The 25,886-nt window shown below is 55.2% G+C and carries 24 protein-coding genes; 3 read left to right on the top strand and 21 right to left on the bottom strand.

What is annotated here, in order from left to right:
* Positions 1–68: 68 nt before the first annotated feature.
* A complete protein-coding gene (locus tag M2418_RS00570; RefSeq protein WP_250982281.1) occupies positions 69–566 on the bottom strand; it encodes a DUF2244 domain-containing protein in 498 nt (165 codons plus the stop codon).
* Between the two features lie 184 nt (positions 567–750).
* On the opposite strand from M2418_RS00570, the gene nth reads away from it, so the two are divergent.
* The gene (gene nth, locus M2418_RS00565) at positions 751–1,521 is read left to right on the top strand and encodes an endonuclease III (protein ID WP_192488015.1); all 771 of its coding nucleotides are present in this window, start codon (positions 751–753) and stop codon (positions 1,519–1,521) included.
* On the opposite strand, the gene M2418_RS00560 is transcribed toward nth, so the two are convergent.
* Entirely contained in the window at positions 1,495–2,223 is a 729-nt protein-coding gene (locus tag M2418_RS00560) for a sulfate transporter family protein (RefSeq protein ID WP_250982282.1), read from the bottom strand. The genes nth and M2418_RS00560 overlap by 27 nt on opposite strands.
* A 227-nt stretch (positions 2,224–2,450) precedes the next feature.
* On the opposite strand from M2418_RS00560, the gene M2418_RS00555 reads away from it, so the two are divergent.
* Positions 2,451–3,287 (top strand): MurR/RpiR family transcriptional regulator, encoded by an 837-nt coding sequence (locus M2418_RS00555; protein ID WP_250982283.1) that lies wholly within the window; start codon positions 2,451–2,453, stop codon positions 3,285–3,287.
* 36 nt (positions 3,288–3,323) lie between these two features.
* On the opposite strand, the gene M2418_RS00550 is transcribed toward M2418_RS00555, so the two are convergent.
* The 19 genes from M2418_RS00550 to M2418_RS00460 form a co-directional block, all read right to left on the bottom strand.
* Positions 3,324–4,895 (bottom strand): FGGY-family carbohydrate kinase, encoded by a 1,572-nt coding sequence (locus tag M2418_RS00550; RefSeq protein ID WP_250982284.1) that lies wholly within the window; start codon positions 4,893–4,895, stop codon positions 3,324–3,326.
* A 54-nt stretch (positions 4,896–4,949) separates the two neighbouring features.
* On the bottom strand, positions 4,950–5,663 hold the full coding sequence (locus M2418_RS00545) for an HAD-IA family hydrolase (protein WP_250982285.1): 714 nt from the start codon (positions 5,661–5,663) through the stop codon (positions 4,950–4,952).
* Positions 5,664–5,678: 15 nt separating this feature from the next.
* Positions 5,679–7,160 carry a mannitol dehydrogenase family protein gene (locus tag M2418_RS00540; protein WP_250982286.1) on the bottom strand — a complete coding sequence of 494 codons (1,482 nt, stop codon included), beginning with the start codon at positions 7,158–7,160 and terminating at the stop codon, positions 5,679–5,681.
* Between the two features lie 54 nt (positions 7,161–7,214).
* A complete protein-coding gene (locus M2418_RS00535; protein ID WP_250982287.1) occupies positions 7,215–8,216 on the bottom strand; it encodes an ABC transporter ATP-binding protein in 1,002 nt (333 codons plus the stop codon).
* Between the two features lie 11 nt (positions 8,217–8,227).
* Complete coding sequence (locus M2418_RS00530; protein ID WP_192488008.1) at positions 8,228–9,052, bottom strand: carbohydrate ABC transporter permease; 825 nt, start codon at positions 9,050–9,052, stop codon at positions 8,228–8,230.
* A gap of 11 nt (positions 9,053–9,063) precedes the next feature.
* Positions 9,064–9,936, bottom strand: a complete 873-nt coding sequence (locus tag M2418_RS00525; protein WP_192488007.1) for a carbohydrate ABC transporter permease — start codon at positions 9,934–9,936, stop codon at positions 9,064–9,066.
* 164 nt (positions 9,937–10,100) lie between these two features.
* On the bottom strand, positions 10,101–11,414 hold the full coding sequence (locus M2418_RS00520; RefSeq protein WP_250982288.1) for a sugar ABC transporter substrate-binding protein: 1,314 nt from the start codon (positions 11,412–11,414) through the stop codon (positions 10,101–10,103).
* Between the two features lie 140 nt (positions 11,415–11,554).
* Complete coding sequence (locus M2418_RS00515) at positions 11,555–12,508, bottom strand: sugar-binding transcriptional regulator (protein WP_250982289.1); 954 nt, start codon at positions 12,506–12,508, stop codon at positions 11,555–11,557.
* A 223-nt stretch (positions 12,509–12,731) separates the two neighbouring features.
* Positions 12,732–13,556, bottom strand: a complete 825-nt coding sequence (locus tag M2418_RS00510) for an ABC transporter permease (protein WP_259142405.1) — start codon at positions 13,554–13,556, stop codon at positions 12,732–12,734.
* Positions 13,553–14,503 (bottom strand): ABC transporter permease, encoded by a 951-nt coding sequence (locus M2418_RS00505; protein ID WP_259142402.1) that lies wholly within the window; start codon positions 14,501–14,503, stop codon positions 13,553–13,555. Before M2418_RS00505 ends, M2418_RS00510 begins: the two co-directional genes overlap by 4 nt.
* Positions 14,504–14,559: 56 nt before the next feature.
* Positions 14,560–16,095, bottom strand: a complete 1,536-nt coding sequence (locus tag M2418_RS00500; RefSeq protein ID WP_405049356.1) for an ABC transporter substrate-binding protein — start codon at positions 16,093–16,095, stop codon at positions 14,560–14,562.
* A 124-nt stretch (positions 16,096–16,219) separates the two neighbouring features.
* The gene (locus M2418_RS00495) at positions 16,220–17,122 is read right to left on the bottom strand and encodes a LysR family transcriptional regulator (protein ID WP_259142393.1); all 903 of its coding nucleotides are present in this window, start codon (positions 17,120–17,122) and stop codon (positions 16,220–16,222) included.
* A 112-nt stretch (positions 17,123–17,234) separates the two neighbouring features.
* Positions 17,235–17,984: an ABC transporter ATP-binding protein gene (locus tag M2418_RS00490; RefSeq protein WP_259142392.1), complete on the bottom strand. Its 750-nt coding sequence runs from the start codon at positions 17,982–17,984 to the stop codon at positions 17,235–17,237.
* On the bottom strand, positions 17,981–18,814 hold the full coding sequence (locus M2418_RS00485; protein WP_259142391.1) for an ABC transporter ATP-binding protein: 834 nt from the start codon (positions 18,812–18,814) through the stop codon (positions 17,981–17,983). Before M2418_RS00485 ends, M2418_RS00490 begins: the two co-directional genes overlap by 4 nt.
* Positions 18,811–19,740 (bottom strand): ABC transporter permease, encoded by a 930-nt coding sequence (locus M2418_RS00480; protein WP_259142388.1) that lies wholly within the window; start codon positions 19,738–19,740, stop codon positions 18,811–18,813. The genes M2418_RS00485 and M2418_RS00480 overlap by 4 nt, the downstream gene beginning before the upstream one ends.
* Positions 19,737–20,795 (bottom strand): ABC transporter permease, encoded by a 1,059-nt coding sequence (locus M2418_RS00475; protein ID WP_405049369.1) that lies wholly within the window; start codon positions 20,793–20,795, stop codon positions 19,737–19,739. Before M2418_RS00475 ends, M2418_RS00480 begins: the two co-directional genes overlap by 4 nt.
* Before the next feature lie 28 nt (positions 20,796–20,823).
* Positions 20,824–22,464, bottom strand: a complete 1,641-nt coding sequence (locus M2418_RS00470; RefSeq protein ID WP_259142371.1) for an ABC transporter substrate-binding protein — start codon at positions 22,462–22,464, stop codon at positions 20,824–20,826.
* Between the two features lie 31 nt (positions 22,465–22,495).
* On the bottom strand, positions 22,496–23,557 hold the full coding sequence (locus tag M2418_RS00465) for a dipeptidase (RefSeq protein WP_259142368.1): 1,062 nt from the start codon (positions 23,555–23,557) through the stop codon (positions 22,496–22,498).
* A 212-nt stretch (positions 23,558–23,769) separates the two neighbouring features.
* Positions 23,770–24,444: a phosphoribosyltransferase gene (locus M2418_RS00460; protein ID WP_259142365.1), complete on the bottom strand. Its 675-nt coding sequence runs from the start codon at positions 24,442–24,444 to the stop codon at positions 23,770–23,772.
* Positions 24,445–24,685: 241 nt separating this feature from the next.
* Here M2418_RS00460 and M2418_RS00455 point away from each other — a divergent pair, with 241 nt between their 5' ends.
* On the top strand, positions 24,686–25,858 hold the full coding sequence (locus M2418_RS00455; protein WP_259142363.1) for a M20 aminoacylase family protein: 1,173 nt from the start codon (positions 24,686–24,688) through the stop codon (positions 25,856–25,858).
* The last annotated feature ends 28 nt before the right edge of the window (positions 25,859–25,886 follow it).

The raw sequence follows: 25,886 nt of genomic DNA, 5'->3' as shown, positions 1-25,886 counted from the left end.
CTTGGGTAACAGAAGACCACGGACAGACGATCATCGCCACCCGTTTCTTGCGTCTGCAGACCATCACGTTAAATTCTGCGTCTTACTCTAGCCAGGGCACCCTTGAATGCTTTCGCAAAGCTTTCGCGATCATCCGGATTGAGAAAGGAGCCGACATCCGTCACGTGCCCCTGCCCTGAAACATGCATGGAGAGGATGCCAAATTCCTCGTGTCGACGCACCCGAAACCTTGTCCAGAACGGGTTGAAAACATGCTCTTCCATCCGCCCAGAAGGAGCGTATTTACGCACCGACAGGCGGGTGCGCCAGATGGTGACTTCCTCCCGTCTGCGCGCGGCCCGATAGTTCAGTTTGAAGGCTCCGTAGAGCAGCAGAAAATCAAGACCGAAGAACACGCCCACCAGCCACGCGCCGGTAACGACAAAAAACACCCCGTAGACGAAGCAGACCATGCCTGTCAGTAACAGCAGCACCCGAAACCCTTTTCGCCCCAGCGAACGGTGTGGCACCAACTGTGCAGCAAAAACCGGTTCATCGTTTATCGTATCCACGTTGCGTTCCCGCATTCCGGCTAGTCACCTGAATCTGAAGTTTGTCACACTGTTTGGCACGCGCAGAACGAACTTCAGATTCAAAAGGGTGACTAGAACTTATTTGATTCTCGTGTGGTTTATGGATTTTAAATACGCTCCCCACCTAGCCTCGAATGAGGCGTATTTAAAATCCACCACACGAGCTATAGATGAAGGCATGACAATAGCGAAGAAACGATCCAGCACCCAAACCTTGCAAAAGTCAAATCAGACTTCTGCGCGTAAAGGACGCACGCCCCGCTCCCTGTATTCGAAGGCAGATCTGGAAGAGATCTTCCGGCGTTTTTCGGTGCAACGACCTGAGCCCAAGGGTGAACTGGAACACACCAATCCCTTCACGCTGCTGGTGGCGGTTGCACTGTCAGCGCAGGCAACGGATATTGGTGTGAACCGGGCAACGCGTGCCCTGTTCAAGATCGCCGATACCCCACAAAAAATGCTCGACCTTGGTGAGGAACGGCTGATCGATCATATCAAGACGATCGGACTTTATCGCAACAAGGCCAAGAACGTCATTTCGCTGTCGCGCATGCTGATCGACAATTTCGGCGGCGAGGTGCCAAAAACCCGCGACGAACTTGTCACGCTGCCGGGTGTGGGGCGCAAAACCGCCAATGTGGTAATGTCCATGGCGTTCGGCGTACCAACATTGGCCGTTGATACCCACGTCTTCCGTATTGCCAACCGGCTCTGTCTGGCACCGGGCAAGACCCCGGATGACGTTGAAGACAAGTTGATGAAAATCATACCGGAACAATACCTGTTCCACGCCCATCACTGGTTGATCCTGCATGGACGATACTGCTGCAAGGCCCGCAAACCTGAGTGCGAGCGCTGCGTGATCGCTGATTTATGCAAGTCACCGGAAAAATCCTGCGATATTCCGGCTCCGCTGGTCGAGTTACCGGCCCAACTGTTGCGTGACTAACGGCGGTTCGCGCATGCTGATGGATTTGTGCAAATGCACCATCAGCGAGGCAGCAAACAGTGGCGTCAGCAGGTTCACAAACGGGATGGCCAGAAACAGCGCGATAACAAGGCCGGCGGTAAAGACCGTGGCCGCGTGTTTTGCGCGTAACTGGCGAGCTTCATCGGGCGTCCTGAACCGCATGGCAGCAAATTCAAAAAACTCTCGGCCCAGCAGGTAACCGTTGACCAGAAAGAAAGCGATCAGATTGACGCCGGGAACCAGTAGCAACAACAGCGCGATCAGGTTGCCAAGAATGATCACCCCAAAAAACTTGAGGGAAGCCCAGATGGCCTCACCCATCGGCATGGCACGACCCGGCGCATCCTGCGGATAATCGCGCTTCTCAAGCACTTCGGCCACATCGTCGAGAAACAGACCAGCAATGATGGCCGTTACCGGCGCAATCAGCAAGGCCAGTGCCAGCGCCAGTCCGATGCCTGCGAGAATGGCAAACACAAAACCGAGCCAACCTGCCCAGTCCGGAATACCCGGCAACAGCGTATCGATCCACGGCAGCGCCAGATAAATGAACAGCTGTCTGATGGCCACCCAAAGGCCAGCCAGCACCAGCAGGGTAAGGCCTAATACCTTCCAGAAAACCGAACGTGTCTCGGGCGAAAGAATGTTGGTCAAGGCCAAACGTGTCGCATCAAATATCATTTGGTCCCTCGCAAAGTCACAATTGTTTCCCACATAGGAAGGTAGTGCGGTTATCGCAATGGAGACCCGGGCAAGCATTAATAAAATGTAAATGCAACACCCAAGATTTGGCTTGAAAAAAAGCACTTTCTAATTTAATGTTTGTCACATGACAGCTTATGGGGGAAATAGTTTGCCAACTCATGCGGCACGCTCCCATAGGGGTCGCGATCAACAGGCAAACGGCGTTGGAAAATCTACTCCTGAAACTGACCCGGCTTTTGAAATTCGGAACGCCTTCCGAGCGTAGAATTGCAAAATACCTTTTGGAACATCTCGCGGAATTGCCATTCGAAACGGCTGCGACCTTAGCCCAGCGCCTTAACCTCAGCCCGATGACTGTCGGTCGCTTTATCCGTTCGCTCGGTTATCAGCAGTTCAGCGACATTCGCCAGCATTTGCGCGATCCAGCTTCGTTGCAGCTGCCGCAAACAGACATTGTGGCACCGAAACAACCGGACACGCCGGAAAACGCTCTTTCGGCGCTTTTGCTGCAGCAGGTTCAGTCCATTCAAAACGTCTACGACCTCTGTCGCCAGCCTGTCTGGCAACAAACGCTTGATGCCATCGCTTCCAGCGAAGACGTGTTCATCGTCTCCTGCTGCGATGCGTTTTGCATTTCCGATTACCTGCATTCAAAATTGCTGGAACAGCGTGGCAATGTGCATCACCTGAGAGAGAAAGGTGCGGGTTATGTCGCAGTTTTTGACGGCAAACCTGCGAACACCACGCTGATTATCGTGGATTGCGGCGGTAACCCGGCGCATGTCCAGCGTCTCGGACATGAGGCAGTCAAAGCCGGTTACACCGTCGTATTGATCACCGGTCGTTATTACGAATGGGGTCCGGGCAGTGCCAGTATCTGCCTGATGATCCCGCTGGTGCCGATGACCGATCATGGCAGTGCCATTCAGCTGCTGTCGATGATCGAGTTTCTGGCCTGTGCCGTCACAAAACAGCTGCAGAGCGAAAACGAGGATCGCAGCCAGCGGCTGATGGAATTAAGCCGGGCCCTAGCGTTCTGAAACGGTCAAACCCCTGGCATCGCAAAACATAGGGTGTCAAAGACTTTCGAGTTCTTCACGATGTCGCTGCATGGCCATAAACCGTCGATAATCACGGTCATAACCACCGGTCAGACCCGGATTGGGCCGTAACATCTCTCCTGCAGAATGCATGGCCTTACCGGCAGCAAAAAGATCGGCATGCACGCCACCGGCCGAGGCCGCCGTCATTGCCGTGCCGAGCAGCACGGCATCAACCGATTTTGACATCACGATATTGCGACCGGTCACATCGGCATAAAGCTCCATCAGCAACCCGCTGTGCACATGACCACCCGTCACATGCAGCGTATCGATGTGGTAGCCGGTGTCTTCCATCGCTTCGAGAATATGCCGCGTGCCAAGCGCGATGGACACGGCTGTTCGCCAGTAGAGGCGGCAGAGCCCGTCGAAGGACATATCCAGCGTCAGACCGCTGACAACACCCAACGCATGGGGATCCGCCAAGGGGGATCGATTGCCATGAAAGTCAGGCAGCACATGCAGCCGACTACCAAACTCCGCCCCCTCCTTCACCCGCAATTGCTGCACGCGTTGCTCTATACGCTGGTGCAAACCGGTCTCAGGTTTACCACCAGCTGCATGCATCTGCACGATGTAGTCGAGCAGGCCGCCACTGACCGATTGCCCACCCTCGACCAGCCAATGGCCGGGCAGCACACAATCCCAATACGGCCCCCACAGGCTGTGGCCCGGTTTGGGTTTTTCCGTAAAGGCAACAAGACAACTGGATGTGCCGGCAATCAGCGCGGCATGCTGCTCGATATCATCTTTCAGGCAACCGCCCAAAGCGCCAAGCGCGCCTGCATAGGCATCAATCATGCCTGCAGCCACCTTGCAGCCGGTATCAAGCCCAAGCTGCTGTGCGGCTTCGGCCGAGACAAATCCAACGCTTGTCCCCGGCCCAATGGCCGATGACGGCAAACCGCCGCGCGACAGCAAATCCTCAAGACCGGCCATTGCCAGATAATCTTCGGACCAGCCACCATCATGCGCCAGAAAATTCCACTTGGCCGTGAGCGTGCACAGTGACCGGTTGGCCGAACCCGAGGCTTTCCAGGTCAGAAAGTCTGCCAGATCAAAAAAGTAACCCGAACGCTGCCAGGTTTCCGGCATTTGTTGCTTCAGCCACATCAGCTTGGGGATTTGCATTTCCGGTGAAATTGACTGGCCGGAAAATTCCAGAACCGGATGGCCGGAAGCGGACAAAAAGTCACTTTGGGCCAGAGCACGGTGATCAAGCCAGACAATCGTGTCAAAACGGTCTTCACCCGTGACCGAAACAGTAACCGGCTCACCTTTTTTACCACGCACAACCAGCGAACAGGTCGCATCGAACCCGATGGCAGCAACTTGGCCCGCGGTTACCTTCGCAATATCAAGGGCTTCACGCACACAGCGGCAAACAACTTGCCAGATTTCTTCCGACTGGTGTTCCGCATGGTTTTCCTGTGGCCTACTCATGGAAATTGGATGTGCGACACGCGAAAGCAAGGCGCCCTTCACTGTGAACACGCCAACACGCGCGCTGCCGGTGCCCACATCGACCGCCACGAGAAACTCACGCATACGGATAATTCCCACCCCTTGGCATCATTCAAAAACCGGACCCTGAATCAGGCTTCAAGAACGCATCGGTCTTTCGTTGGTTGCATGACCGTTTTTTGTAAATTGACTGACAAGGTGGACCAAATCGTCCATGTCGTCAAACATGCCGTGCGGTTGCAGGATTTCAATTTTTTGACGAAAGGCTGGAAAGCGAGCGTGGCTTGCCCCGGTAAATGCAAGAACAGTCATACCAGCGGCCTTAGCAGCGATGATACCGGCAGGGCTGTCTTCCACGACAATGCAGTCCGACGGGCTGGTGTGCATGTTTTCAGCGGCAAACAGAAACAGGTCAGGTGCGGGCTTACCATTCTTGACCATGGTCGCACTGAAAATATGCGGCTCCAGCTTGTCCAGCAGACCAGTCAGGCCAAGGGAAAAACGAATGCGCTCCGGCTGGCTGGATGACGCAACACAACGGCGGCACTCAAGATTATCCAGTGCCTGTGCAACACCGGTGACAGGTTTGAGATCTGTGCGAAAGCGTTCATAAAGAAGGCTGCGCATGTGGTCGAGAAAGTCGATATCGGTTTCAACACCGTAATCATTCCACAGGGTTGAAATCATGCTCGCGACGCTGCGCCCGAGGAAACGATCATACGCGTCCTCTTCTGAAATATGCACGCCGAGATGGGAAAGCATCTCGATCAGAACGGCAATCGACAGCGGCTCACTATCAACAAGAACGCCATCGCAATCGAAAATCAGCAGAGGAGTGTTTTCGTTATGCATGGCGCATCTCTTTTGTCAGCTGGTGAGCTTGTTTTGCAGATAGAGTTCAAGTGTCTTTGCCGTACCTTGGCTCCACAGTGTCCGCAAGGCATGCGCGAAGCGTTTGCGGAAAAGTTCTGACTTGGCGACCTCGCCAAAGATGTCATCAAACACCAGGAATGCCGAGGGATCGTCCTTCGCCTTGATAGCTGCAGCTTGCAGGCGCTCGGCGCTGGAGTCGTTAAATACGATCTTCTGGCCGCTATCGGACGTGCCCTGGAAATACCGGCACCAGAGCGCCGAAACCAGCGACAGGCCAACAATATCCTCACCGCGCGCCAGACGATCAGCCGTCGATGGCAAAATGAATTTTGGCTGACGGTTGGAGCCATCCTGCGCCAGACGCGGAATGGTGTCGCCAATTTTCGGGTTGGAGAAACGTCGCTCGATCAGATCGAAATAGGCGTTGAGGTCAGTATCCGGCACCGGCGGGATAACCGGAATGATTTCGTCTTTTTCCAACTTGGCAAGGAAAGCCCGGATCAGCGGGTGTTCCATCGCCTCATGCACAAAGTGGATGTCCAGCAATGCTGCAGGATAGGCAATGGCGGCATGACCACCATTGAGAATGCGGATTTTCATATGCTCGTAAGGTGCGACTTCGGGCACGAACTGCACACCGGCCTTTTCAAGCTTCGGACGGCCCGCCGGGAAATTGTCTTCCATCACCCACTGTTTGAACTCTTCGCAGAACACCGGCCAGTTGTCCTCAATGGCAAAATCATCACGGGCAATTTTGATTTCCCGTTCACCGGTTGCCGGTGTGATGCGGTCCACCATCGAGTTGGGGAAGGAAACATTGGCTTTGATCCAGTCTGCGAACGCCGGATCGGACAGCTTCGCAAGACCAACCACTGCATTCTGGGTCACTTTGCCATTATGCGGAATGTTATCGCACGACATCACGGTAAACGGCTGAATGCCGCGCTCCTGGCGCGCCTTCAAACCGGCCACAATAAAACCGAACACCGTCTTGGGTGCGGCCGGATTGCGGCCATCCTCGACAATGGCAGGATGTGCCGGATTAAACGAACCGGACGCATCGATGAAATAACCACCCTCGGTAATCGTCATCGAGACGATACGAATCTTGGGATCGGCCAATGTTTCAACTGTCGTATTGATATCGCCGACTTTCAGGATATCGATCATCGGCCCCGTCACCCGGGCAGCCGTACGGTTGTTATCCTGTTCAACAACCGTCGTCAGGAAATCCTGCGCCGCCAGTTTTTCACGCATCGCGGTGTCGGATGGCAATACGCCCGCACCAATGATCGCCCAGTCATGATCATGACCTTCATTGAACAGATCATCCAGATAGACGGCCTGATGAGCGCGGTGAAAATTGCCAACGCCGAAATGCACAATACCAGCAGAGAGTTGCGAACGGGAATAGGCAGGAACAGAGGCGGTCGCTTTTACCTGATCGAGTGTTGCCAGAGAGAGTTTGCAGGTCATGGTACTATCCTCGATAGGAAACATTATTCGTGATGCCAGGAGCCTGAGCCAAGCTCAGGCAATGGCGATACCCCGCTCGTCGAAACGATGCAGTTTGCCTTCATCCGGCGTCAGGAAAACCGTGTCGCCGTGTTTGCATTGGAATTCGCCGCCAGCACGTGCCGTGATGCTGCCAATGCCTTCAACATCAAGGTGCAGGAACGTGTCTGAGCCCAGATGTTCCGCCACCACGACCTTGCCCTTCCAGACGCCGCTTTCATGCGACAGTGAAATGTGCTCAGGCCGCACGCCGACGGTCGCCGCATTCTTCGATTGGGCGTAAGCACCCTTGAATAGGTTCATGCGTGGTGAACCGATAAAACCTGCCACGAACAGGTTGGCAGGAGAACGGTAAAGCTCCATCGGAGAACCAACCTGCTCGATGTTACCGCGGTTAAGCACCACGATCTTGTCCGCCATGGTCATGGCTTCCACCTGATCGTGCGTGACGTAAATCATCGTTGTTTTCAGCGTGTTATGCAGCTGCGAAATTTCCAGACGCATGGTGCCGCGCAACGCCGCGTCCAGGTTGGAAAGAGGTTCGTCAAACAGGAACGCCGATGGCTCGCGCACAATCGCACGACCAATCGCCACACGCTGGCGCTGGCCACCGGAAAGCTGCGAAGGCCGACGCTCCAGATAGTCGGTCAGATTGAGGATACCAGCCGCATCGGTGACCTTCTTGTCGATGGCCGCCTTGTCCATCTTGGCCATTTTCAACGGAAAGCCGATATTGTTGCGCACACTCATATGCGGATAAAGCGCATAGGACTGAAACACCATGGCAAGACCGCGCTCGGCCGGCGCCGTTTCGGTGACGTCCTTGCCATCGATAATGATCTGGCCACCGGTCACATCTTCCAGTCCGGCAATCAGGCGCAGCAGCGTGGACTTGCCACAACCGGACGGTCCGACGAACACCACGAACTCACCATCGTTGATATCGAGATCGATGGAAGGAATAACCTTGGCCTCACCAAAGGCTTTCGAAACTTTTCTGAGAGAAATGCTGCCCATTGTTTTTATCCTTATTTGACCGCGCCGAAGGTGAGGCCGCGAACGAGTTGCTTCTGGGAAAACCAGCCAAGAACGAGGATTGGTGCAATCGCCATCATGGATGCTGCCGAAAGCTTTGCCCAGAATAGACCCTGAGGGCTGGAGAAAGACGCGATGAACGCCGTCAGCGGAGCTGCATTCGTGGTCGTCAGACGGATGGTCCAGAAGGACTCGTTCCATGCCAGGATGACATTCAGCAGAAGCGTAGATGCGATACCCGGCACCGCCATCGGTGTCAGCACATGCACGATTTCATTCCAGAGTGACGCGCCATCCATTCTAGCCGCTTCGAGAATTTCACCCGGAATTTCACGGAAGTAGGTGTAAAGCATCCACACCACGATCGGCAGGTTGATGAGCATCAGCATGACAGTCAGACCGATGCGGGAATCCAGCAGACCGGCATCACGGAACATCAGATAGATCGGCACCAGCACAGCAACAGCAGGCATCATCTTCGTGGAAAGCATCCACATCAGAATATCCTTGGTGCGCTTGGTCGGCGAAAATGCCATCGCCCAAGCCGCCGGAATGGCAACGATCAGCGCCAGGATGGTTGAGCCAACCGACAGGATGACCGAGTTCATGAACGGCTTAAAATAGTCCCGCTGCGTGTTGACGGTGACATAGTTTTCAAACGTTCCCGATGGCCAGAGGCTGAACCCGGCAATCGCTTCCGGCTCGGTCTTTATGCTGGTGATGAATGCGTAGAGAATGGGGAAAAAGATAATCAACGCAACAGCCCAAGCAGCAATTGTCAGACCGATTTTTCTTCCTTTGGTAATTTGGCGAGCCATGACAAAGCCTCCTATCGGTCCAGGTTCTTGCCAACGGCGCGCATCAAGAAGATGGCAACCACATTGGCCAGTACAACGGCGATGATACCGCCAGCGGAAGCTCCGCCTACATCGTAGCCCAGCAAAGCTGTGCGGTAGATGAGGAAGGCGAGATTGGTCGAAGCGTAGCCCGGGCCGCCATTGGTCGTGACAAGGATTTCCGCATAGACGCCAAGCAGGAAGATCGTCTGGATAAGGATGACGACGGTAATTGCGCGCGCCAGATGCGGCAGCACCAGATAAATAAACCTGTTTATGAAGTTGGCACCGTCCATTTCGGCCGCTTCCTTCTGTTCACCGTCAAGCGATTGCATGGCCGTCAACAGAATGAGCGTTGCGAAAGGCAACCACTGCCACGCGACGATGATAACAATTGATAGCAATGGAAACTGTGAAAACCAGTCGATCGGTTGAAACCCGAATAACCTGTTCAAGTCCGCCAGCACCCCATAACCGGGATGCATGATCATGTTTTTCCAGATCAGCGCGGCGACCGGCGGCATGACGAAAAACGGCGAGATAATCATAATACGCACGATGCCCTGACCGAAAATCGGCTGGTCGAGCAACAGTGCAATGGCGATGCCACCGATGACGGTGATCAGCAGCACGCCACCAACAATCACCAGCGTGTTCCAGATCGACTGAAAAAACGCCGGATCGGTGTAGAAGAATTTGTAATTGAACAGACCTGCGAAACTGACATTGGCCGGGTTCAGCAGGTTATAGTTCTGGAAAGAGAACCAGAGCGTCATTGCCAGCGGCACGATCATCCAGACCAGCAGCAGCAAAACGGAGGGCGCCATCATCACGCGCGCCAGATTTTTTGTATTTTGCGTAGCCATCGATGCGGCTCCCTCCCAATGACGTTCCTTGTTTGATCAGCAAACAACGTCTGGCATTTTCTTGTTTTGAATGGGTGTCAACGCAGGCCCATGCCCGACCAACTCAAGAAGTCAGTGCATCCCACTGCCCGGCACCAGGTGCCGGACAGTGGTCTTCAGGAGGATTACTTGATGTAACCGGAGCGGGTCATTTCGCGCGTGGCGGTGGACTGCGCGCCGGCAAGGGCGTCATCAACGCTGGACTGACCGGCAACCACAGCAGAGAAAAGCTGGCCAACCGTTGTACCGAGTGCCTGGAACTCAGGAATAGCCACGAACTGGCCACCTGTGTACGGCACTGGCTTCACCGTTGGTTTGGTTATGTCAGCCGCATCCATCGCTGCAAGGGTCGGCTCGGCAAATGGAGCCGCCTTCTTGTATTCTTCGTTCTTATAGAGCGAGGTGCGTGTACCCGGAGGAACGTTTGACCAGCCTTCCTTAGCGGCTACAAGCGCGGTGTAATCCTTGCTTGTTGCCCACGAAATGAATTTTTCGGCAGCTTCCGACTTCTGCGAGCTGGCAGGAATGGCAAGGTTCCAGGACCACAACCAGTTGCCGTGGTTCTTCAATTCACCCTGCGTTGGGAACAGCGCATAGCCGACCTTGTCAGCAACGGTAGAATCCTTCGGGTTGGACACGAAGGAGGCAGCAACCGTGGCATCAATCCACATGCCGCATTTGCCCTGCTGGAACAATGTCAGGTTTTCGTTGAAGCCGTTGGAGGAGGCACCGGAAGGACCGGCATCCTTCATCAGGTCTACGTAGAACTGAAGGGCATTTTTCCACTCAGGCTGATCGAACTGCGGTTTCCAGTTTTCATCGAACCAGCGACCACCGTAAGAATTGGCAAGAGCAGTGATGAACGCCATGTTCTCACCCCAGCCAGCCTTGCCGCGAAGGCACATGCCGTTGATGTCTGCAGAACGATCGGTAATCTTGCGTGCAGCATCGCCAATGAATTCCCATGTCGGGTTTTCCGGCATCTTCAGACCAGCTTTTTCGAACAGGTCCTTGCGGTACATGATCATCGCGGATTCGCCATAGAACGGCGCCGCGTAAAGTTTGCCCTCAACCGACAGACCACCGCGGATAGCAGGCAGAAGGTCATCAACGTCGTAGTTATCGCCCAGCTTCTCAAGAGGAAGAAGCCAGCCCTGCTTGGCCCAGATTGGAACTTCGTAGTTGCCAATTGTCAGGACGTCATACTGACCGCCCTTTGTGGCAATGTCCGTGGTGACGCGTTCACGAAGAACGTTTTCTTCAAGCGTGACCCACTCAAGCTGGATATCCGGGTTCTTGGACGTGAAGTCTTCCGTCAGACCCTGCATACGGATCATGTCGCCATTGTTGACGGTTGCGATGGTGAGGGTTTCAGCCGAAGCCAGGCCCGCAAAGGCGAGCGCCGAGCATGCGCCCAGCAAAATTGTTTTCAATGTCATATCTTCCTCCCAGAAGAAAATTGAGCATTCGCTTTGCTCCAGGGCAATTACTCACTTAAGGCAAGATAAAGTCAAGCCCCGACCTGTCACATTGATCCGACCGGCGATTAACGACATGAAAAGGAATAATTATTTTTTGCTCAGTGAGAGAGCAAATATTCGGCAGCACGTTCGTCGGTAATCAAACCATTGAGCAAACGTCCCCGCAAAGCGGCCAGCATGGGCAGTAATTTGCGTTGTCCCTGCGCGATGCCAATAACGACAGAAGTGTCGCGAGACGGAAGCGGCACACTCGCGACGCGCTGGTTAACGACGTTGTCGAGGATGTGGCCATTCTCATCATACATCCAGCCACAGATTTCCCCGGCTGCACCCTGAGCAACAAGTGCCCTCATCTCGTCAACACCAAGGAAACCGTCCAGACACAGAGGCGCGTTCTCACCCATTTCGCCAACACCGACGAAGGTCACGTCAGCGGCTGTGCCCAACGCCAGGGTCGAGCGGACAAGCGGTTGATCATGCAGCAGTTCGCGCTCCTCGGGCGAAGAACACAACACCGGCAGCGGCATTGGAAAGTGGCGCGCCTTGATGGCATCGGCCATGCTGAAGATGACGTTGTAATAGGCGGCGGAGCCATCTGGTCCGATATTACCGGTCAACGAAACGATCCGGTGCTGCGGGCACTCCATCGGCGGCAATTGATCCACTGCCGCTTTCAGCGTGCGGCCGGTACCCACCGCAAGCACGATAGGGTCTGGCCGTTTCAACCATCGCTCGATCTCTGCCGCTGCGGCCTCGCCAATACCGACCGTGCTCGAAATCCCCTCGGGGTCGCTCGGTACCACCTCAATATATCGAAGGTCGAATTTCTGACGCAGGGCTTCTGCCTTTTCAAGGCATGCAGCGATGGGATGATCCAGCCGGACTTTAATGAGACGCTCAGCCACTGCCAGCGACACGAGACGCTGCGCGGTCTGGCGCGAAATGCTCATGGCAGCAGCTATTTCATCCTGCGTACGTCCAGCAACATAATAGAGCCAGCCAGCACGTGCTGCATCATCCAGACGACTGCCAGTCTCGGACCGCTTTGCCATTCAACAGCGCCTTTCTCAAGAATCCCGCCCTGTTTTGCTGCCATTATTTGCCGGCCGCTGTCAAACAGTGCCTGTCAGGATACGCCTGAAAATCATGTTGCACCACGCATTAACGGCCAAATTGACAGTGGCAAAGACGGCCATCCTGAACAACAGACGTCAATTCGAAAATTAAAGCAAAAACACATAGATAAATGTCGCTACTATCGTCAGGGCGCCGATTTCAGGTTGAGCGCGAGCGAGGATCCAGCAAGTCTCGCAAACCATCTCCCAACATATTGAAACCAAGCACGGCAAGCGCAATGGCAATACCCGGCATGATGGCAAGCCATGGGGCCACACCGAGATAGGTTTGTGCGTCCGACAGCATACGCCCCCAGGTTGGGGTTGGTGGTGGCATGCCAAGACCAAGGAAACTCAGACCCGTTTCGGTGAGAATGGCTAGACCAAGTTGGATAGTAATCTGCACAGTAATGATATGGGCAATATTCGGCAGAATATGTGTCCGCGTGATCTGCAGACGACTGCGCCCCATGGCAATGGCTGCGGTAACATAATCACGCGTCCAGATTTGAAGCGCTGAGCCCAGCGTCAATCGCGCAAACACCGGCACCATGAACACGGCAATCGCGACGATGGCCGTGAAACGTCCGGCACCGATAAATGCGCCAAGCATCATCGCCGAAAGGATGGGCGGTAAAGCAAAGATGATATCGCACAGGCGCATGACGACGTTTTCTGTCACGCCTCGTTTGGCGGCCACCACAACACCGATCAGGCTGCCAACACTGGCACCGAGCGCCACGGCAATCAGCGAGATCGAAAGTGAGTTCCAAGCGCCCACCATCAGCATCGACAGAACGTCACGCCCGAAATGATCCGTGCCAAGCAACCCCTGCTCCAGCGGTGCCTTGAGCTTGTTGGCGATCTGCATTTTCGTGGGCGAATACGGCGTCCAGAATAGCGACAACACGGCCATGGCCAGCAACAGCATGGTTATGACCAAACCGCTCATGAAGATCGGGCGACGTATGGCGGATATCGTCATGACACCTGCTCTCTCAAGCGAGGGTCGAGGAAGAGATAAGCCAGATCGACAAGGAAATTCATGATGATAACCAGAGCGCAGAAAAACATGATCACGCTTTGCATGACAATGATATCACGCTGTGTCAGGGCCTGATAGGCAAGCCTGCCCAATCCCGGCAGGTTGAAAACATTCTCGACCAGCACAGTTCCGGCAATCAGGAATGTGAACTGCAATCCGATCATCGTCACCACAGGAACCAGCGCGTTGGGCACTGCGTGGCGCCAGATGGTGGCAGCCTCGCTTAAACCCTTGGCGCGCGCCGTGCGGACATAATCCTCATTGAGCACTTCCAGCACGGCCGACCGGCTGACCCGTGTCAGCACACCGGCCTGTGAAAGCGCCAGTGCAACCGCTGGCATGACAAGCGCCTGCAAACTGGCAGCAATGCCAGCCTGCCAGCCGGGAAAACCACCGGCGGGCATCCAGCCCAGCAATGTTGAAAACAGAATGATCAGCAACAGCCCAACCCAGAAACCGGGCACTGCTATGCTGACATAAGAGAACATGCCAGCCACCACATCAAACGTACTGTTGCGGTTTCTGGCCGCATGCACACCGAGTGGCAAGGCAATGGCGATGGACAGCACAATAGCCATCAACGCCAGTGGCACTGTGACCTTCAGCCGTTCCAGAACAAGACCCGTCACCGGCACGCCATAGGTGATGGACTGCCCGAGATCGCCCTGTAAAACACCGGCCAGCCAGTGCAGATAGCGCAGTGGCAAAGGCTGGTCCAAGCCGAGCTGTTGTTGAAGGGCCGCAAGTGTTTCCGGACTGGCCGAGGTGCCAAGCATGATGGCCGCCGGATCACCCGGCAGCAGCCCCATCACAAAAAAGATCAGCACGGACACTATAGCCAGAGTCAGCATCAGATTGAGAAAACGGCGACCGACGAGTTTCAGCATAATACCTTCCACAACACGCCGGGCACACCACGTCTCTCAACCTGTAAACCCAAGGGTTACTCTTCCCAATGAACGTCGGTCAGGACGTTAGACGGAATAGGTTCGTTTTCCCATAATCCCTTTAGTTTCCCGTCCCAGACGCCCAGTTTTGGCATCACGAACAGGAACAGCGCTGGCACATCCTTCGCCAGAATTTCCTGTGCGTCTTCGTAGAGCGCATCCTGCTGGGCAATGTCAGGCGTCATCTCGACATTGCGGATGATCTCATTGAAGGCCGGGTTGCGATAATTGAAGTAGTAGGGATCCCGTGAGTAGATATCGATGTCCATCGGCTCGGCATGCGCGACAATGGTCATGTCGTAGTCTGCACCCTTCAGCACATCGGAAACCCATTTGGCCGGAAACTCCGTCGTTTCGATATTCATCGTTACGCCAATTTCCGCAAACATCGCCTGAAGGACTTGCGATGTACGCTGGGAATAGGCCATCTGTGGCGCCTTGATCGTAAACGTCAGGCCATTGGCGTACCCGGCTTCAGCCAACAGTGCCTTCGCCTTTTCAGGGTCATAAGGATATGTCCCGGTCATATCGACATAGGCGCGGTCATTGGGCGTGTAGTGGCTGCCAATCGCAGTACCATAACCAGACCATGCACCTTCGATAACGGCCGAGCGGTCCACGGCCATCATCAGGGCCTGGCGAACCCGCTTGTCGTCAAAAGGCTTGCGGGTATTGTTCATTCCGGCAACAACCTTCAGTTCGGTGTTGCCGATGACGGTCACCAGACGCTTGTCGCCATCAAAGGAATGCATCAGTTCCGGTGCACCAAATTCCGGAAACGCATCAACATCACCAGCCTTGAGGGCTGCGGCCTGCGCTTGCGGGTCGGTAATGAAGCGGAAAGTCGCCTTTTCAAGCTGGATCGATGCGGAGCTATCCCAATAGGCATCGTTACGAGCCAATTCGACCTTGTCGCCCTTGGCCCAATTCACGAATTTGAATGGTCCGGTACCGACGGGGATGGTCTTGTTGTTCTCGGCAGATTTCGGAGCAACCATCACCGATGCTGGCCAACCCAGCCAGTACAGCAGGCTGCCAGCGGGTTGCTTCAGTTTGATGACGAGAGTGGTGGCATCAGGCGTGTCGATCGTATCAATCGAGGTAAAGAACCGTTTTTGCGGGTTAACCGATGCATCGCCACGCGCCCGGTCCAGCGCAAACTTGGCGACAGAGGAATCGAACGCTTCACCATCATGGAAGCTTACACCGCTGTGCAGCTTGAATGTGTAGGTCTTGCCATCATCAGACACCGTCCAGCTTTCCGCCAGCTGCGGCTGGATTTTGCCGTCGTGGTCGATGCGGACCAGACCTTCAAAAATATTCTGCCATGTCACCTGACCGATCGCGACAGGTGCGGCAATGGTCGGATCAAGCCCTGCTGGTTCTATGCCCATGCCAAGAACAAGCGTGGACTTGGGTGCAGCCAGCACGGATGCAGGAACAAAGGACAGTGCCAGCGCACCACTGAAAGCAATGCCAAGCGCAACGCGCCGCGTCAGCTGTACCGGCTGAGAAAAATATCTGCGCATCATCATCCCCCGTTGGGCGGCAACTGCGAAAAACGCACTGGCCGCACATTTGCAAAAGAGAGCAACCATTTTGTGTTCGTCGCGTTGCCGAAATCGCTACACGAAGTTAGGGGTAAAAATCAACCACCTATTCTGAAACAGATTGCTGCATGTAGTGTTCAATGAAATCGGCAAGCGTTGAAGCGGCAAAGGACAGCTCCCGGTCCGGCGCGACACAAAGCTCGACATGGGTGCGAACGCCCTTGGTCCCAATAAGGGGAATGGCCACCATTTGCCCGGACTTGATTTCACGTTTCACCGCCATGGCCGGCAACACCGTTATGGCGGTTTCGTCCAGGACGAGCTCTTTCAGAATTTCGAGTGAGCTTGCCGTAACAACCGGTTCGCAGGAAATCCCGGCTTCGTCAAACAGGGCATCAAAGGCCTGTCGTGCCGCAAAATTCTTTTCCGGAAGCGCCAATGGCAGGATCGCAAGGTCTGCGAGTGATAAGCCATCTTTACCGGCAAGAGCATGGCCTGCTGGGAGAATGACGTCATAGGCGACTTCGCGATGGGCGCGAATTTTGACCTCGGCGGTCTTTGGCGCAAACAGCGTGATGGCAATATCGGCCTGCGCGGACACAAGCGCATCGATGGCCTGACGGGCGCTGGTGATCCGCACTTCGAAACGCAGTTTGGGATAGGTCCGGCTGAACTGGGCAAGAACCGGTGCAAGCAGGCTCGAAACCGCCGCGCCATTGGCATAGATCGTTACCTGTCCACGCTCTAGTCCCTTCAGGTCATCGATCAGCTGATGGACCTGATCGAGTTCACGCAGGGTCTTGCCTGCCCGTGCGGCCAGAAATTCGCCGGCAGCCGTCAGCGTCACGCCCCGGCTGGATCGTTCCACGAGTTGTGTTCCGAAATACTCTTCGAGATTTTCAATCTGGCGGCTGATGGCGGTTGGCGCAACGTTGAGGTTTTCCGCTGCCGCACGCATCGAGTTGGTGCGCACCAGTTCGTCGAAATACAGCAATGCACGCAGGTTCATCCGGCAGAAATCCTTCTAAAACGGGCGGAGCATAGGGGAGATAATGTCACGCGAAAACATCTCATTCCTGACACGCACAGGAATGAGATGGATCGAGAGACAGACGTCTTGCTCAGTTACGGCGGAAACCTTCGCTCGCAACAAGCAGCTTGTGTGTGTAATCGGCAGAAAACTCGCGGGTTTCCAGCGCCTTTGCAGCCAGCATCTCCACAACCTTGCCGCTTTTCATCACCGCCAAGCGTTCGCACATATGGCTGATGACACCAAGGTCGTGGCTGACCATGACGAAGGTCAGCTTGCGCTTCTTTCGTGCCGTTTCCAGAAGGTTGAGGATTTCAGCCTGAATGGAAGCATCGAGAGCAGACGTCGGCTCATCCAGCAGCAGGATTTTTGGCTCCACGATCAACGCGCGGGCAATGGCAATACGTTGACGCTGGCCACCTGAAAGCTGATGCGAATAACGGAAGCGGAAACCCGCACCGAGACCAACCTCATCGAGCGCACGCGATATACGCTGCTCGCGGTTATCCATACCGTGAATGACAAGCGGCTCCAACAGCAGGGCATCCACCGTCTGGCGCGGATGCAAGGAACCATAGGGATCCTGAAACACCATCTGCACGTCGCGGTAAAAGCTCTTGTCGCGCTTTTTGCCCTTGTACGAGCGTCCGGCAACCGAAAGGCTGCCCTCCTCAAAAGAGGCAAGCCCGGCAATCGCACGCAACAGCGTGGATTTACCAGAGCCGGATTCACCCACGATGCCGAAGGATTCGCCCTGCGCCACATCAACACTGACCTGATCAAGCGCCACGAAATCATCAAAGGCGACAACCATGTCACGAACAGAAAGTACAGCCGTCATAGCGCCCACTCCGGTTTACGTTCCAGAACCGGCAGGGGATGACGATCATCACCGATCTGCGGAAGACATTTCAAAAGCCCCTGTGTGTAGGGGTGCTTGGCCGACGCTAGGTCTGCGGAAGGCAGTTCTTCAACCACCCGCCCTGCATACATCACGATAACCCGGTCACAGAAGGACGACACCAGTCGCAAATCATGGGACACAAAAATCAGCCCCATGCCACGCTCGGTCACAAGCTTGTCGAGAATGCCAAGCACCTCCAACTGCACCGTCACATCAAGCGCCGAAGTCGGTTCATCGGCAATCAGCAGTTCTGGCCCGCAGACCAGCATCATGGCAATCATGACGCGCTGGCCCATGCCGCCTGAGACTTCATGCGGATAAAGATTGAACACACGTTCCGGGTCACGGATCTGTACCGCTTCCAGCATGTCCAAGGCCCGCTTGCGTGCCTCGGAAGATCCGATGCGCTCATGTGTTTTCAGCGTTTCGACAATCTGGCGACCAATCGTCATGACAGGATTGAGCGAATATTTCGGGTCCTGCAGGATCATGGCAACACGCTTGCCACGCAGCGCCCGCCTTCTGCCGGCAGACATCCCAAGCAAATCCTCGCCCGCAAACTCGAGACGGTCTGCCTCGATTTTCGCGTGCCCCGGTGTCAGGCCCATAATGGCCCTGCCCGTCTGCGATTTGCCGGAACCGGATTCACCCACGATGCCCAGACGTTCCTTGCCAAGCGTAAACGACACGCCGCGCACGGCTTGCACCTCACCCGTTCGTGTCGGGAAGGTCACGCGCAGGTTTTCAACCGTCAAAAGCGGCGTCATTGTCCAGCCTCCTTCGGGTCAAGCGCATCACGCAAACCATCACCCAGCAGGTTGAAGCCAAGGCTGACGACGAGAATGGCGATACCCGGCATGGCGGCAACCCACCACTGGTCAAGGATGAAGCGACGCCCGGACGCGATCATCGCACCCCATTCAGGCAGCGGCGGCTGTGCGCCAAGGCCGAGAAAACCGAGACCGGCAGCCGTCAGGATGATGCCAGCCATATCCAGCGTCACACGCACGATCAGCGACGACATGCACAGCGGCATGACGTGTTTCAGGACGATGCGAAGCGGTGAGGCACCCATCAACTGCACAGCAGCGATGAAGTCCGAATTGCGGAAGGTCATGGTCTCTGCACGGGCAATACGCGCGTAGGGAGGCCATGAGGTCAGCGCAATCGCCAGAACCGCATTTTCAATTCCCGGTCCGAGAGCCGCAACCAGCGCAAGCGCCAGAACCAGCTTTGGAAATGCCAGAAAGATATCGGTAATGCGCATCAGAACCGCATCGACCCAGCCACCGGCATAACCGGAAACCGTACCGATGATCAGTCCGACGGGTGCTGCAATGATCGCCACCAGTCCAACGACAAACAGCGTCAGCCGCGAACCGTGGATAAGACGCGACAGGATATCGCGTCCCTGATCGTCAGTGCCAAGCCAGTACCCTGCCGTGCCTGGTGGCATAAGGCGCGCATTGCGCAAATCGCCCTGTACCGGTGAGTGCGGCGCCAGCACATCGGCAAAAATGGCCACCAGAATAAGAGCAAGAATAATACCGAGACCAGCAAGCGCCAGCCGGTTTTCAGAAAACCGGCGCCAGATAATATAGGCACGACCAAGCCGTGCCTGCTTGCGCGAGGTTGGACGGTCTGACAGCAGCCATTCACGGCTATAGGGTTTAAGTGTAGTCAGTGTATTCATCGGCTGCGCGTCCTCGGATCGAGTGTGCGGTACAGCAGGTCGGACAACAGGTTGATACCGACGAAGACGGCACCCACAACGATGGTACCACCCAGCACGGCATTCATGTCCGCATTCTGAAGCGAATTGGTAATATACAGCCCAAGACCGGGCCATGCGAAGATTGTTTCCGTCAGCACCGAGCCTTCCAGCAATCCGGCATAGGACAATGCAATCACCGTCATCAGCGGCACGGCAGCATTGCGCAGTGCGTGGAACCAGATGATGCGGGCCTCGGAAAGACCTTTGGCACGAGCTGCCACGACATATTCCTGTGCCAGTTCATTCAGCATGAAGCTGCGCGTCATGCGGCTGATATAGGCAAGAGAGAAATAGCCAAGCAGACCGGACGGCAGAATGATGTGACGGAACAGGTCCCACAAAACATCCCATTGCCCCTGCCATGCGGCATCGAACAGATAAAAGCCGGTAATGGGCGTGAACGTAAATTCGTAAACGATATCAATACGCCCGGGATAGGCAACCCAGTTCAGCTGCGCATAAAATACCAGAAGAGCCAGAAGTCCAAGCCAGAAGATCGGCACGGAATAACCAACAAGTCCAATGATGCGAACGATCTGGTCGATAAAGCTGCCGCGTTTGACAGCCGCCAATACTCCAAGCGGAATGCCAAACACCGCACCGATCAGCGTACCAATCGTGGCAAGCTCCATGGTGGCGGGGAAAACGCGCTTGATGTCCTGCATGACCGGGTTGGTCGTGAGAACGGAAATGCCGAAATCACCCGACAGTGCCTGCCGGATGTAAATGATGAATTGATGCCACAAAGGCAGATTGAGACCGAGTTGCTCACGCACCCGTTCCACAACATGCGCCGGTGCACGGTCTCCCACGATGGCCAAAGCCGGATCGATAGGCACAACACGACCGATAAAAAAGGTTACCGCCAGCAGACCCAAGAAGGTCGTGATGACGGTAAGGGCGAAGCCGAGAACGGCTTTAAGGCGTGCGTTGGCGCGGCTTTTGCCGCGCCTTGCCTTTGGTTTTGAATCCACGATGCTCAAAAGCGTGATCCCTTACGGATCAATCCTTGGAGATCGGGAAAACGAAGTTGGTGTCAAAGCTTGGACCAAGCTTGAAACCCTTCAGTTTGGCGGAATAACCGGCAACTTCTGTCTGCTGGAAGATCACGACAAACGGGCCAGCTTCAAGAACCTTCTTCTGAAGGTCTTCGTAAATTGCCGCACGCTTGGCATTGTCTTTTTCCAGAAGCGCAGACTGTGTTTCCTTCGTCAGCTCAGGCACGTCCCAGGCGTTGCGCCAGGCAAGTGTCTTGTTCTTGCCTTCGTCGGAGTTGTCGTAGTTGATGGTGAAGGTTTCAGCATTGGAGTTCGGGTCGAAATAGTCCGAGCCCCACTGGCCGATGTAGATGTCGTGCGTGCGTGCACGATACTTGGTCAGTGTCTGCTTGCCGTCACCTGGAATGATTTCCAGCTTGATACCAGCCTGCGCAAGTGTCTGCTGTACGCTTTCGGCAATGCCGGTTACCGGCTGCGTGTTGCGAACATCCATGGTGACAGTGAAGCCATCAGCAAGACCGGCCTTTGCCAGCAGTTCCTTGGCCTTGGCAACGTCCAGCTTGTATGGGTTCTCGTCGAGTGCACCCAACTGGCCCTTTGGCAAGAATGTCTGGTGGATTTCGCCGATACCCTTGATCAGGGTTTCGCCAATCGCGTCGTAATCAACGAGGTATTTGAAGGCCTCGATAACTTCAGGCTTCTTCAGGTTCTCGTTTTTCTGGTTGAGGCTGAAGTAATAGACGGTGCCTTTTGGTGCAGAGGTAACCGAAAGGCCTTCCTTCTTGGAAACGGCTTCCATGTCGCCCGGCTCAAGGTTACGCGCAACGTCGATGTCACCATTTTCCAGCGCCAGACGCTGGCCGGAGCTTTCCTTCATGTGACGGTAAACGACGCGCTTCAGCTTTGGTGCTTCACCGTAGTAGTTGGTGTTGGCTTCCAGAATAACGGCTTCGTTAGCCTTCCAGCCAAGGATCTTGTACGGGCCGGAACCGGCGTAACCGGTCTTCAGGAACTCGTTGCCGAAATCTGTTTCATATTTGTATTCAGCGGTCGGAGTAACGGCCTTTGCCTTTTCCTCGATCAGCTTCTTGTCGACAACGGACGCGACAGTGGACGTCAGCACGTTGAGAACGAAGCTCGGTGCATAGGCCTTGTCGACTGTCAGGACAAAGGTTGCATCGTCTGAAGCCTTCGCCTTTTCAGTGACGTTATCGCCAGTCAGGCCGAACTGCGTCAGCAGGAATGCAGGGGATTTATCAAGCTTGACTGCACGCTCAAACGAGAACGCAACGTCAGCAGCCGTAATCGGATTGCCGGAAGCAAACTTCAGGCCCGACTTCAGCTTGAACGTATAGGTCATGCCATCGTCAGAGATCGTCCAGCTATCGGCCAGATCGCCAATCACCTTGGACGTATCGTCAATATTGATGGTGACCAGCTTGCTATAGGTGTTACCGGTCACTTCCGCAGCCGACAGCTCGAACGCCTCACCCGGATCGAGCGAAATAATGTCGTCGATTGCGAACCCTTCGACCAGCGTGTCCGCCGGTGTTGCAGCAAACACCTGCGGTGCAAATGCAACCGACAGGGCGAGCACAGCACTGGTGCTGAGAATACGCATGTTTTTATTGAACGACTTAATCATAGTTTCCCCTTTTCTGTGAGTACGACTGCACTCAACCTTTCACTGGCTCATGCCACGCTTGAGCCAGAACCCTCAGCCAGTTTTCCCGGCATATTTTAGCTATATCTTCTTCACCGTATCCCGCGTTTTGAAGCGCGGCAACCAGAATATGATTGCCACTCGCATCGGAAATTTCTGCCGGAATAGTTGCGCCATCGAAATCGGAACCAAGCGCCACACAATCAATTCCCATGCGCTCCACCATGTAATCGATATGGCGGATCATGTCGGAAATTGGCGTGTTGCCGTCATTGCGACCATCGGCACGCAGCATGGTCACGGCATAGTTGAGGCCCGCAAGTCCCTTGCTTTCCTTGATTGCATCCATCTGCTTGTCGGTCAGGTTGCGGGCGACCGGCGTCAATGCATGCGCATTGGAGTGGCTGGCAATCAATGGCTGGTCGCTGGTCTTTGCCACATCCCAGAAGCCTTTTTCGGTGATGTGCGAAAGATCGATCAGGATACCCAGGCGGTTGCACGCACGCACCAGTTCAAAACCGGTATCGGTCAAGCCGGGTCCGGTATCCGTCGTCATTGGATAGGCGAATGGAACACCATGACCGAAAATGTTGTGACGGCTCCAAACCGGACCGAGAGAGCGCAGGCCCGCCGCATAAAACACCTCCAACGCATCGAGATCAGCCCCGATCGCCTCGCAGCCTTCCATATGCATGACAGCAGCAAACACGCCATCCGCCATCGCCTTGCGAATGTCGGCGGTGCTGCGGCACAGTCTCCAGGCACCGGCATGGTCGAGCTTCAGGGCAATCGCTGCTTTCTCAAGCGCAATATCGAGAGAGGGGGACCGCTCCAGCGGTGCAGCCAAAGGCGTCTCGTAGTGACCGTTTTCATCCGGCTCTTTCAGGACCAGATCACCCGAGGGAATATAGATGGCACAAAGCCCACCAGCCACACCACCTGCCTTGCAGCGAGTCGCATCCATGTGCCCCTCTTTGGTGCCTTTCATAAACTCGGCAACGGGATCCGCGCCGGTTTTGCTGTTGTGCCACAAGCGAAGCAAAACATCATTGTGACCATCAAAAATCAATTGCATGCAGGAATGTCCGATACGGTTTGGGCGGGCGGCCATAATGGCCGTTTTGTCTGGCAGATGCCGGAATGTCACCGCGCGAGCAGCCTTCACAGGAGGCTACCTCCAAAGGCTCGAATATCTGTCGTATTCAAAGCTAAGAACATATCCTCAAAGAGTGCAAGCCGGATTTTTCATCACGACGCTTTTTTCACCAGTTCCTCTAAGCGGCCAGATTACGCCATCCAGCCGTCTTGCGTTTTGCCGAGAACAGGCGTGTGAAAGACGCCACAAACCTTTGCCTGCCAATCCGGATCCGAGGCGGAAACCCGGTCACGCCAACGGTCGGATTGCAGCATGGCCGCACCAATCACCACAGGAGCCAATCCACGCGCTGCAAGCAGCGACAAACCGGCAATAATCGATGTTCCGCTGGAGATCACATCGTCAACAAGCGCTATTCTTTTCCCCTCCATGAGGGGCAACATACGAGGGTCTATATAGAGGCGTTTCTGCTGGTCCGGTGTGGTGATGGAGGAAAGCGGCACCGACAATTCATCCAGGTACCAGAACTTGCGCGATGTCCCGAGCGGCACATACCGTGTGTGGCCAAGCTTACGGGCAACTTCCGAGGCAAGGGTCAGTCCCAGTGTCGGCAAACCAACAATCACATCGGGATCATAGGCTCTAAGCTTCGCGGCAAGGTTTTCCGCCAGCGCATCCAGCACCGTAAAACTGGCCTGATTGACGATCAGCGACGCAAGCGCATGCTGGCCATCGGCAAGCGGACGAATTGGCAGGCAAATCTGCCGACCATCTTCAAGACTTGCCGGATAAAATCCGTCATGGGGACCGGAAACATCAAAACTGCCAGCTGCGTGGATTTCCTGCCAGAATTCGTGAGGGAGCATATCGGGTACCTTGCTCTGAGTGCTGGAAAAGGTCAGTCAATTCAGAGGTTGCTGTTCATGTCACTGATTGCCGCGCTTATAAAGCATCAGATCAAAAAGTGTACGCGGTTTTCGGATAATTAGCGCCGCGGAACCAATTCTGATTTGTTTCCAGCCGCTACGGACTATAAGCTTGGCGGACATTTCGACAGACAGGAACCGCCGCTCGTTTCCGGTTCCATTTACCAGCAGGAATACCCCAATGCCCATGCAGGACAGAATATCAAAAGACGTGCCGTTTCTGACTGCACTGCGCCGGGACTTGCATGCCCACCCCGAGCTTGGTTTTGAAGAAGAGCGCACGAGCGATATCGTTGCAAAACTGCTGGAAGAAGCAGGCGTAAAAATCCATCGCGGCTTGGGCAAGACCGGCGTTGTCGGCACGCTGCAGATTGGCAACGGCACCAGAACCATCGGCCTGCGTGCCGACATGGATGCGCTTGCCATGCCGGAAGTGGCAGAGCGGCCGTACAAGTCGACCGTCGCCGGAAAAATGCATGCCTGCGGCCATGACGGGCACACCACCATGCTGTTGGGTGCTGCACGTTATCTCGCCGAAACCCGCAATTTTTCCGGCACGGTCCATTTCATTTTTCAGCCAGCCGAAGAAGGTCGTGGCGGTGCGCGCAAAATGCTGGAAGACGGTTTCTTTGACCTGTTTCCGTGTGACGCGGTCTACGGTCTTCACAACATGCCTGGCCTCGCAACCGATGAAATGGCCGTGGTCGAAGGCCCACAACTCGCCTCCTCCGACAGCTGGCGCATCACCTTCAAAGGCGTTGGGACCCATGGTGCAAAACCGCATCTGGGCCGCGATCCGGTCACCGCGGCGGGCAGTTTCCTTGCCTCGTTGCAAAGCATTGTTGGGCGGGTGGTTGATCCTTTGCAGCCAGCTGTCGTCAGCGCATGCTCCGTACAGGCTGGCAATCCAAAGGCTCTGAATGTCATTCCGGATATCGTTGAAATCGGCGGCACGGCCCGTGCGTATACACCGCATGTCCGAGACCAGCTTGAGGAGGAAATCGGCCGCCTCGCACATGGCACCGCCGCCATGTTCGGCATTGAGGTTTCCTATGAATTTGAACGTCGCATTCCGCCTGTTGTGAATGATACAGACGCAACAAAGCGGGCTTTGTCGGCAGCGCAAACTGTGTTTGGGCAAAAAACACAAACCAGCTTCCCGCCGTCAACGGCCGGCGATGATTTCTCGTTCTTCTCAGGCAAGGTGCCGGGCTGTTATGTCTGGCTGGGCAATGGTCCAGCCGTGGACGGCGCGCTGCACCACAACACATCCTATGACTTCAATGATGACGCCATCGCCTCAGGCGTGGCCTTCTGGTCGACATTGGTCGAGCAGGAATTGCTGGCCGAGTGAAACCTGAAGGTCAACGGACGTCACCCCC

This window comes from Rhizobium sp. BIGb0125 (assembly GCF_024810055.1).
In the GTDB taxonomy this organism is placed as follows: domain Bacteria; phylum Pseudomonadota; class Alphaproteobacteria; order Rhizobiales; family Rhizobiaceae; genus Agrobacterium.
This window is presented reverse-complemented; position numbering and strand designations above follow the sequence as displayed.

Bases quoted from the DNA above. Each gene is read 5' to 3' on its own strand.
- M2418_RS00520 (WP_250982288.1), bottom strand. From the start codon at position 11,414: ATGACATTGAAAACAATTTTGCTGGGCGCATGCTCGGCGCTCGCCTTT.
- M2418_RS00515 (WP_250982289.1), bottom strand. From the start codon at position 12,508: ATGGCAAAGCGGTCCGAGACTGGCAGTCGTCTGGATGATGCAGCACGT.
- M2418_RS00540 (WP_250982286.1), bottom strand. From the start codon at position 7,160: ATGACCTGCAAACTCTCTCTGGCAACACTCGATCAGGTAAAAGCGACC.
- M2418_RS00530 (WP_192488008.1), bottom strand. From the start codon at position 9,052: ATGGCTCGCCAAATTACCAAAGGAAGAAAAATCGGTCTGACAATTGCT.
- M2418_RS00485 (WP_259142391.1), bottom strand. From the start codon at position 18,814: ATGACGCCGCTTTTGACGGTTGAAAACCTGCGCGTGACCTTCCCGACA.
- M2418_RS00465 (WP_259142368.1), bottom strand. From the start codon at position 23,557: ATGCAATTGATTTTTGATGGTCACAATGATGTTTTGCTTCGCTTGTGG.
- M2418_RS00510 (WP_259142405.1), bottom strand. From the start codon at position 13,556: ATGACGATATCCGCCATACGTCGCCCGATCTTCATGAGCGGTTTGGTC.
- M2418_RS00455 (WP_259142363.1), top strand. From the start codon at position 24,686: ATGCCCATGCAGGACAGAATATCAAAAGACGTGCCGTTTCTGACTGCA.
- M2418_RS00470 (WP_259142371.1), bottom strand. From the start codon at position 22,464: ATGATTAAGTCGTTCAATAAAAACATGCGTATTCTCAGCACCAGTGCT.
- M2418_RS00460 (WP_259142365.1), bottom strand. From the start codon at position 24,444: ATGCTCCCTCACGAATTCTGGCAGGAAATCCACGCAGCTGGCAGTTTT.
- M2418_RS00550 (WP_250982284.1), bottom strand. From the start codon at position 4,895: ATGCGTGAGTTTCTCGTGGCGGTCGATGTGGGCACCGGCAGCGCGCGT.
- M2418_RS00500 (WP_405049356.1), bottom strand. From the start codon at position 16,095: ATGATGCGCAGATATTTTTCTCAGCCGGTACAGCTGACGCGGCGCGTT.
- M2418_RS00525 (WP_192488007.1), bottom strand. From the start codon at position 9,936: ATGGCTACGCAAAATACAAAAAATCTGGCGCGCGTGATGATGGCGCCC.
- M2418_RS00490 (WP_259142392.1), bottom strand. From the start codon at position 17,984: ATGACGGCTGTACTTTCTGTTCGTGACATGGTTGTCGCCTTTGATGAT.
- M2418_RS00505 (WP_259142402.1), bottom strand. From the start codon at position 14,503: ATGCTGAAACTCGTCGGTCGCCGTTTTCTCAATCTGATGCTGACTCTG.
- M2418_RS00560 (WP_250982282.1), bottom strand. From the start codon at position 2,223: ATGATATTTGATGCGACACGTTTGGCCTTGACCAACATTCTTTCGCCC.
- M2418_RS00535 (WP_250982287.1), bottom strand. From the start codon at position 8,216: ATGGGCAGCATTTCTCTCAGAAAAGTTTCGAAAGCCTTTGGTGAGGCC.
- M2418_RS00570 (WP_250982281.1), bottom strand. From the start codon at position 566: ATGCGGGAACGCAACGTGGATACGATAAACGATGAACCGGTTTTTGCT.
- M2418_RS00495 (WP_259142393.1), bottom strand. From the start codon at position 17,122: ATGAACCTGCGTGCATTGCTGTATTTCGACGAACTGGTGCGCACCAAC.
- M2418_RS00480 (WP_259142388.1), bottom strand. From the start codon at position 19,740: ATGAATACACTGACTACACTTAAACCCTATAGCCGTGAATGGCTGCTG.
- nth (WP_192488015.1), top strand. From the start codon at position 751: ATGACAATAGCGAAGAAACGATCCAGCACCCAAACCTTGCAAAAGTCA.
- M2418_RS00545 (WP_250982285.1), bottom strand. From the start codon at position 5,663: ATGCATAACGAAAACACTCCTCTGCTGATTTTCGATTGCGATGGCGTT.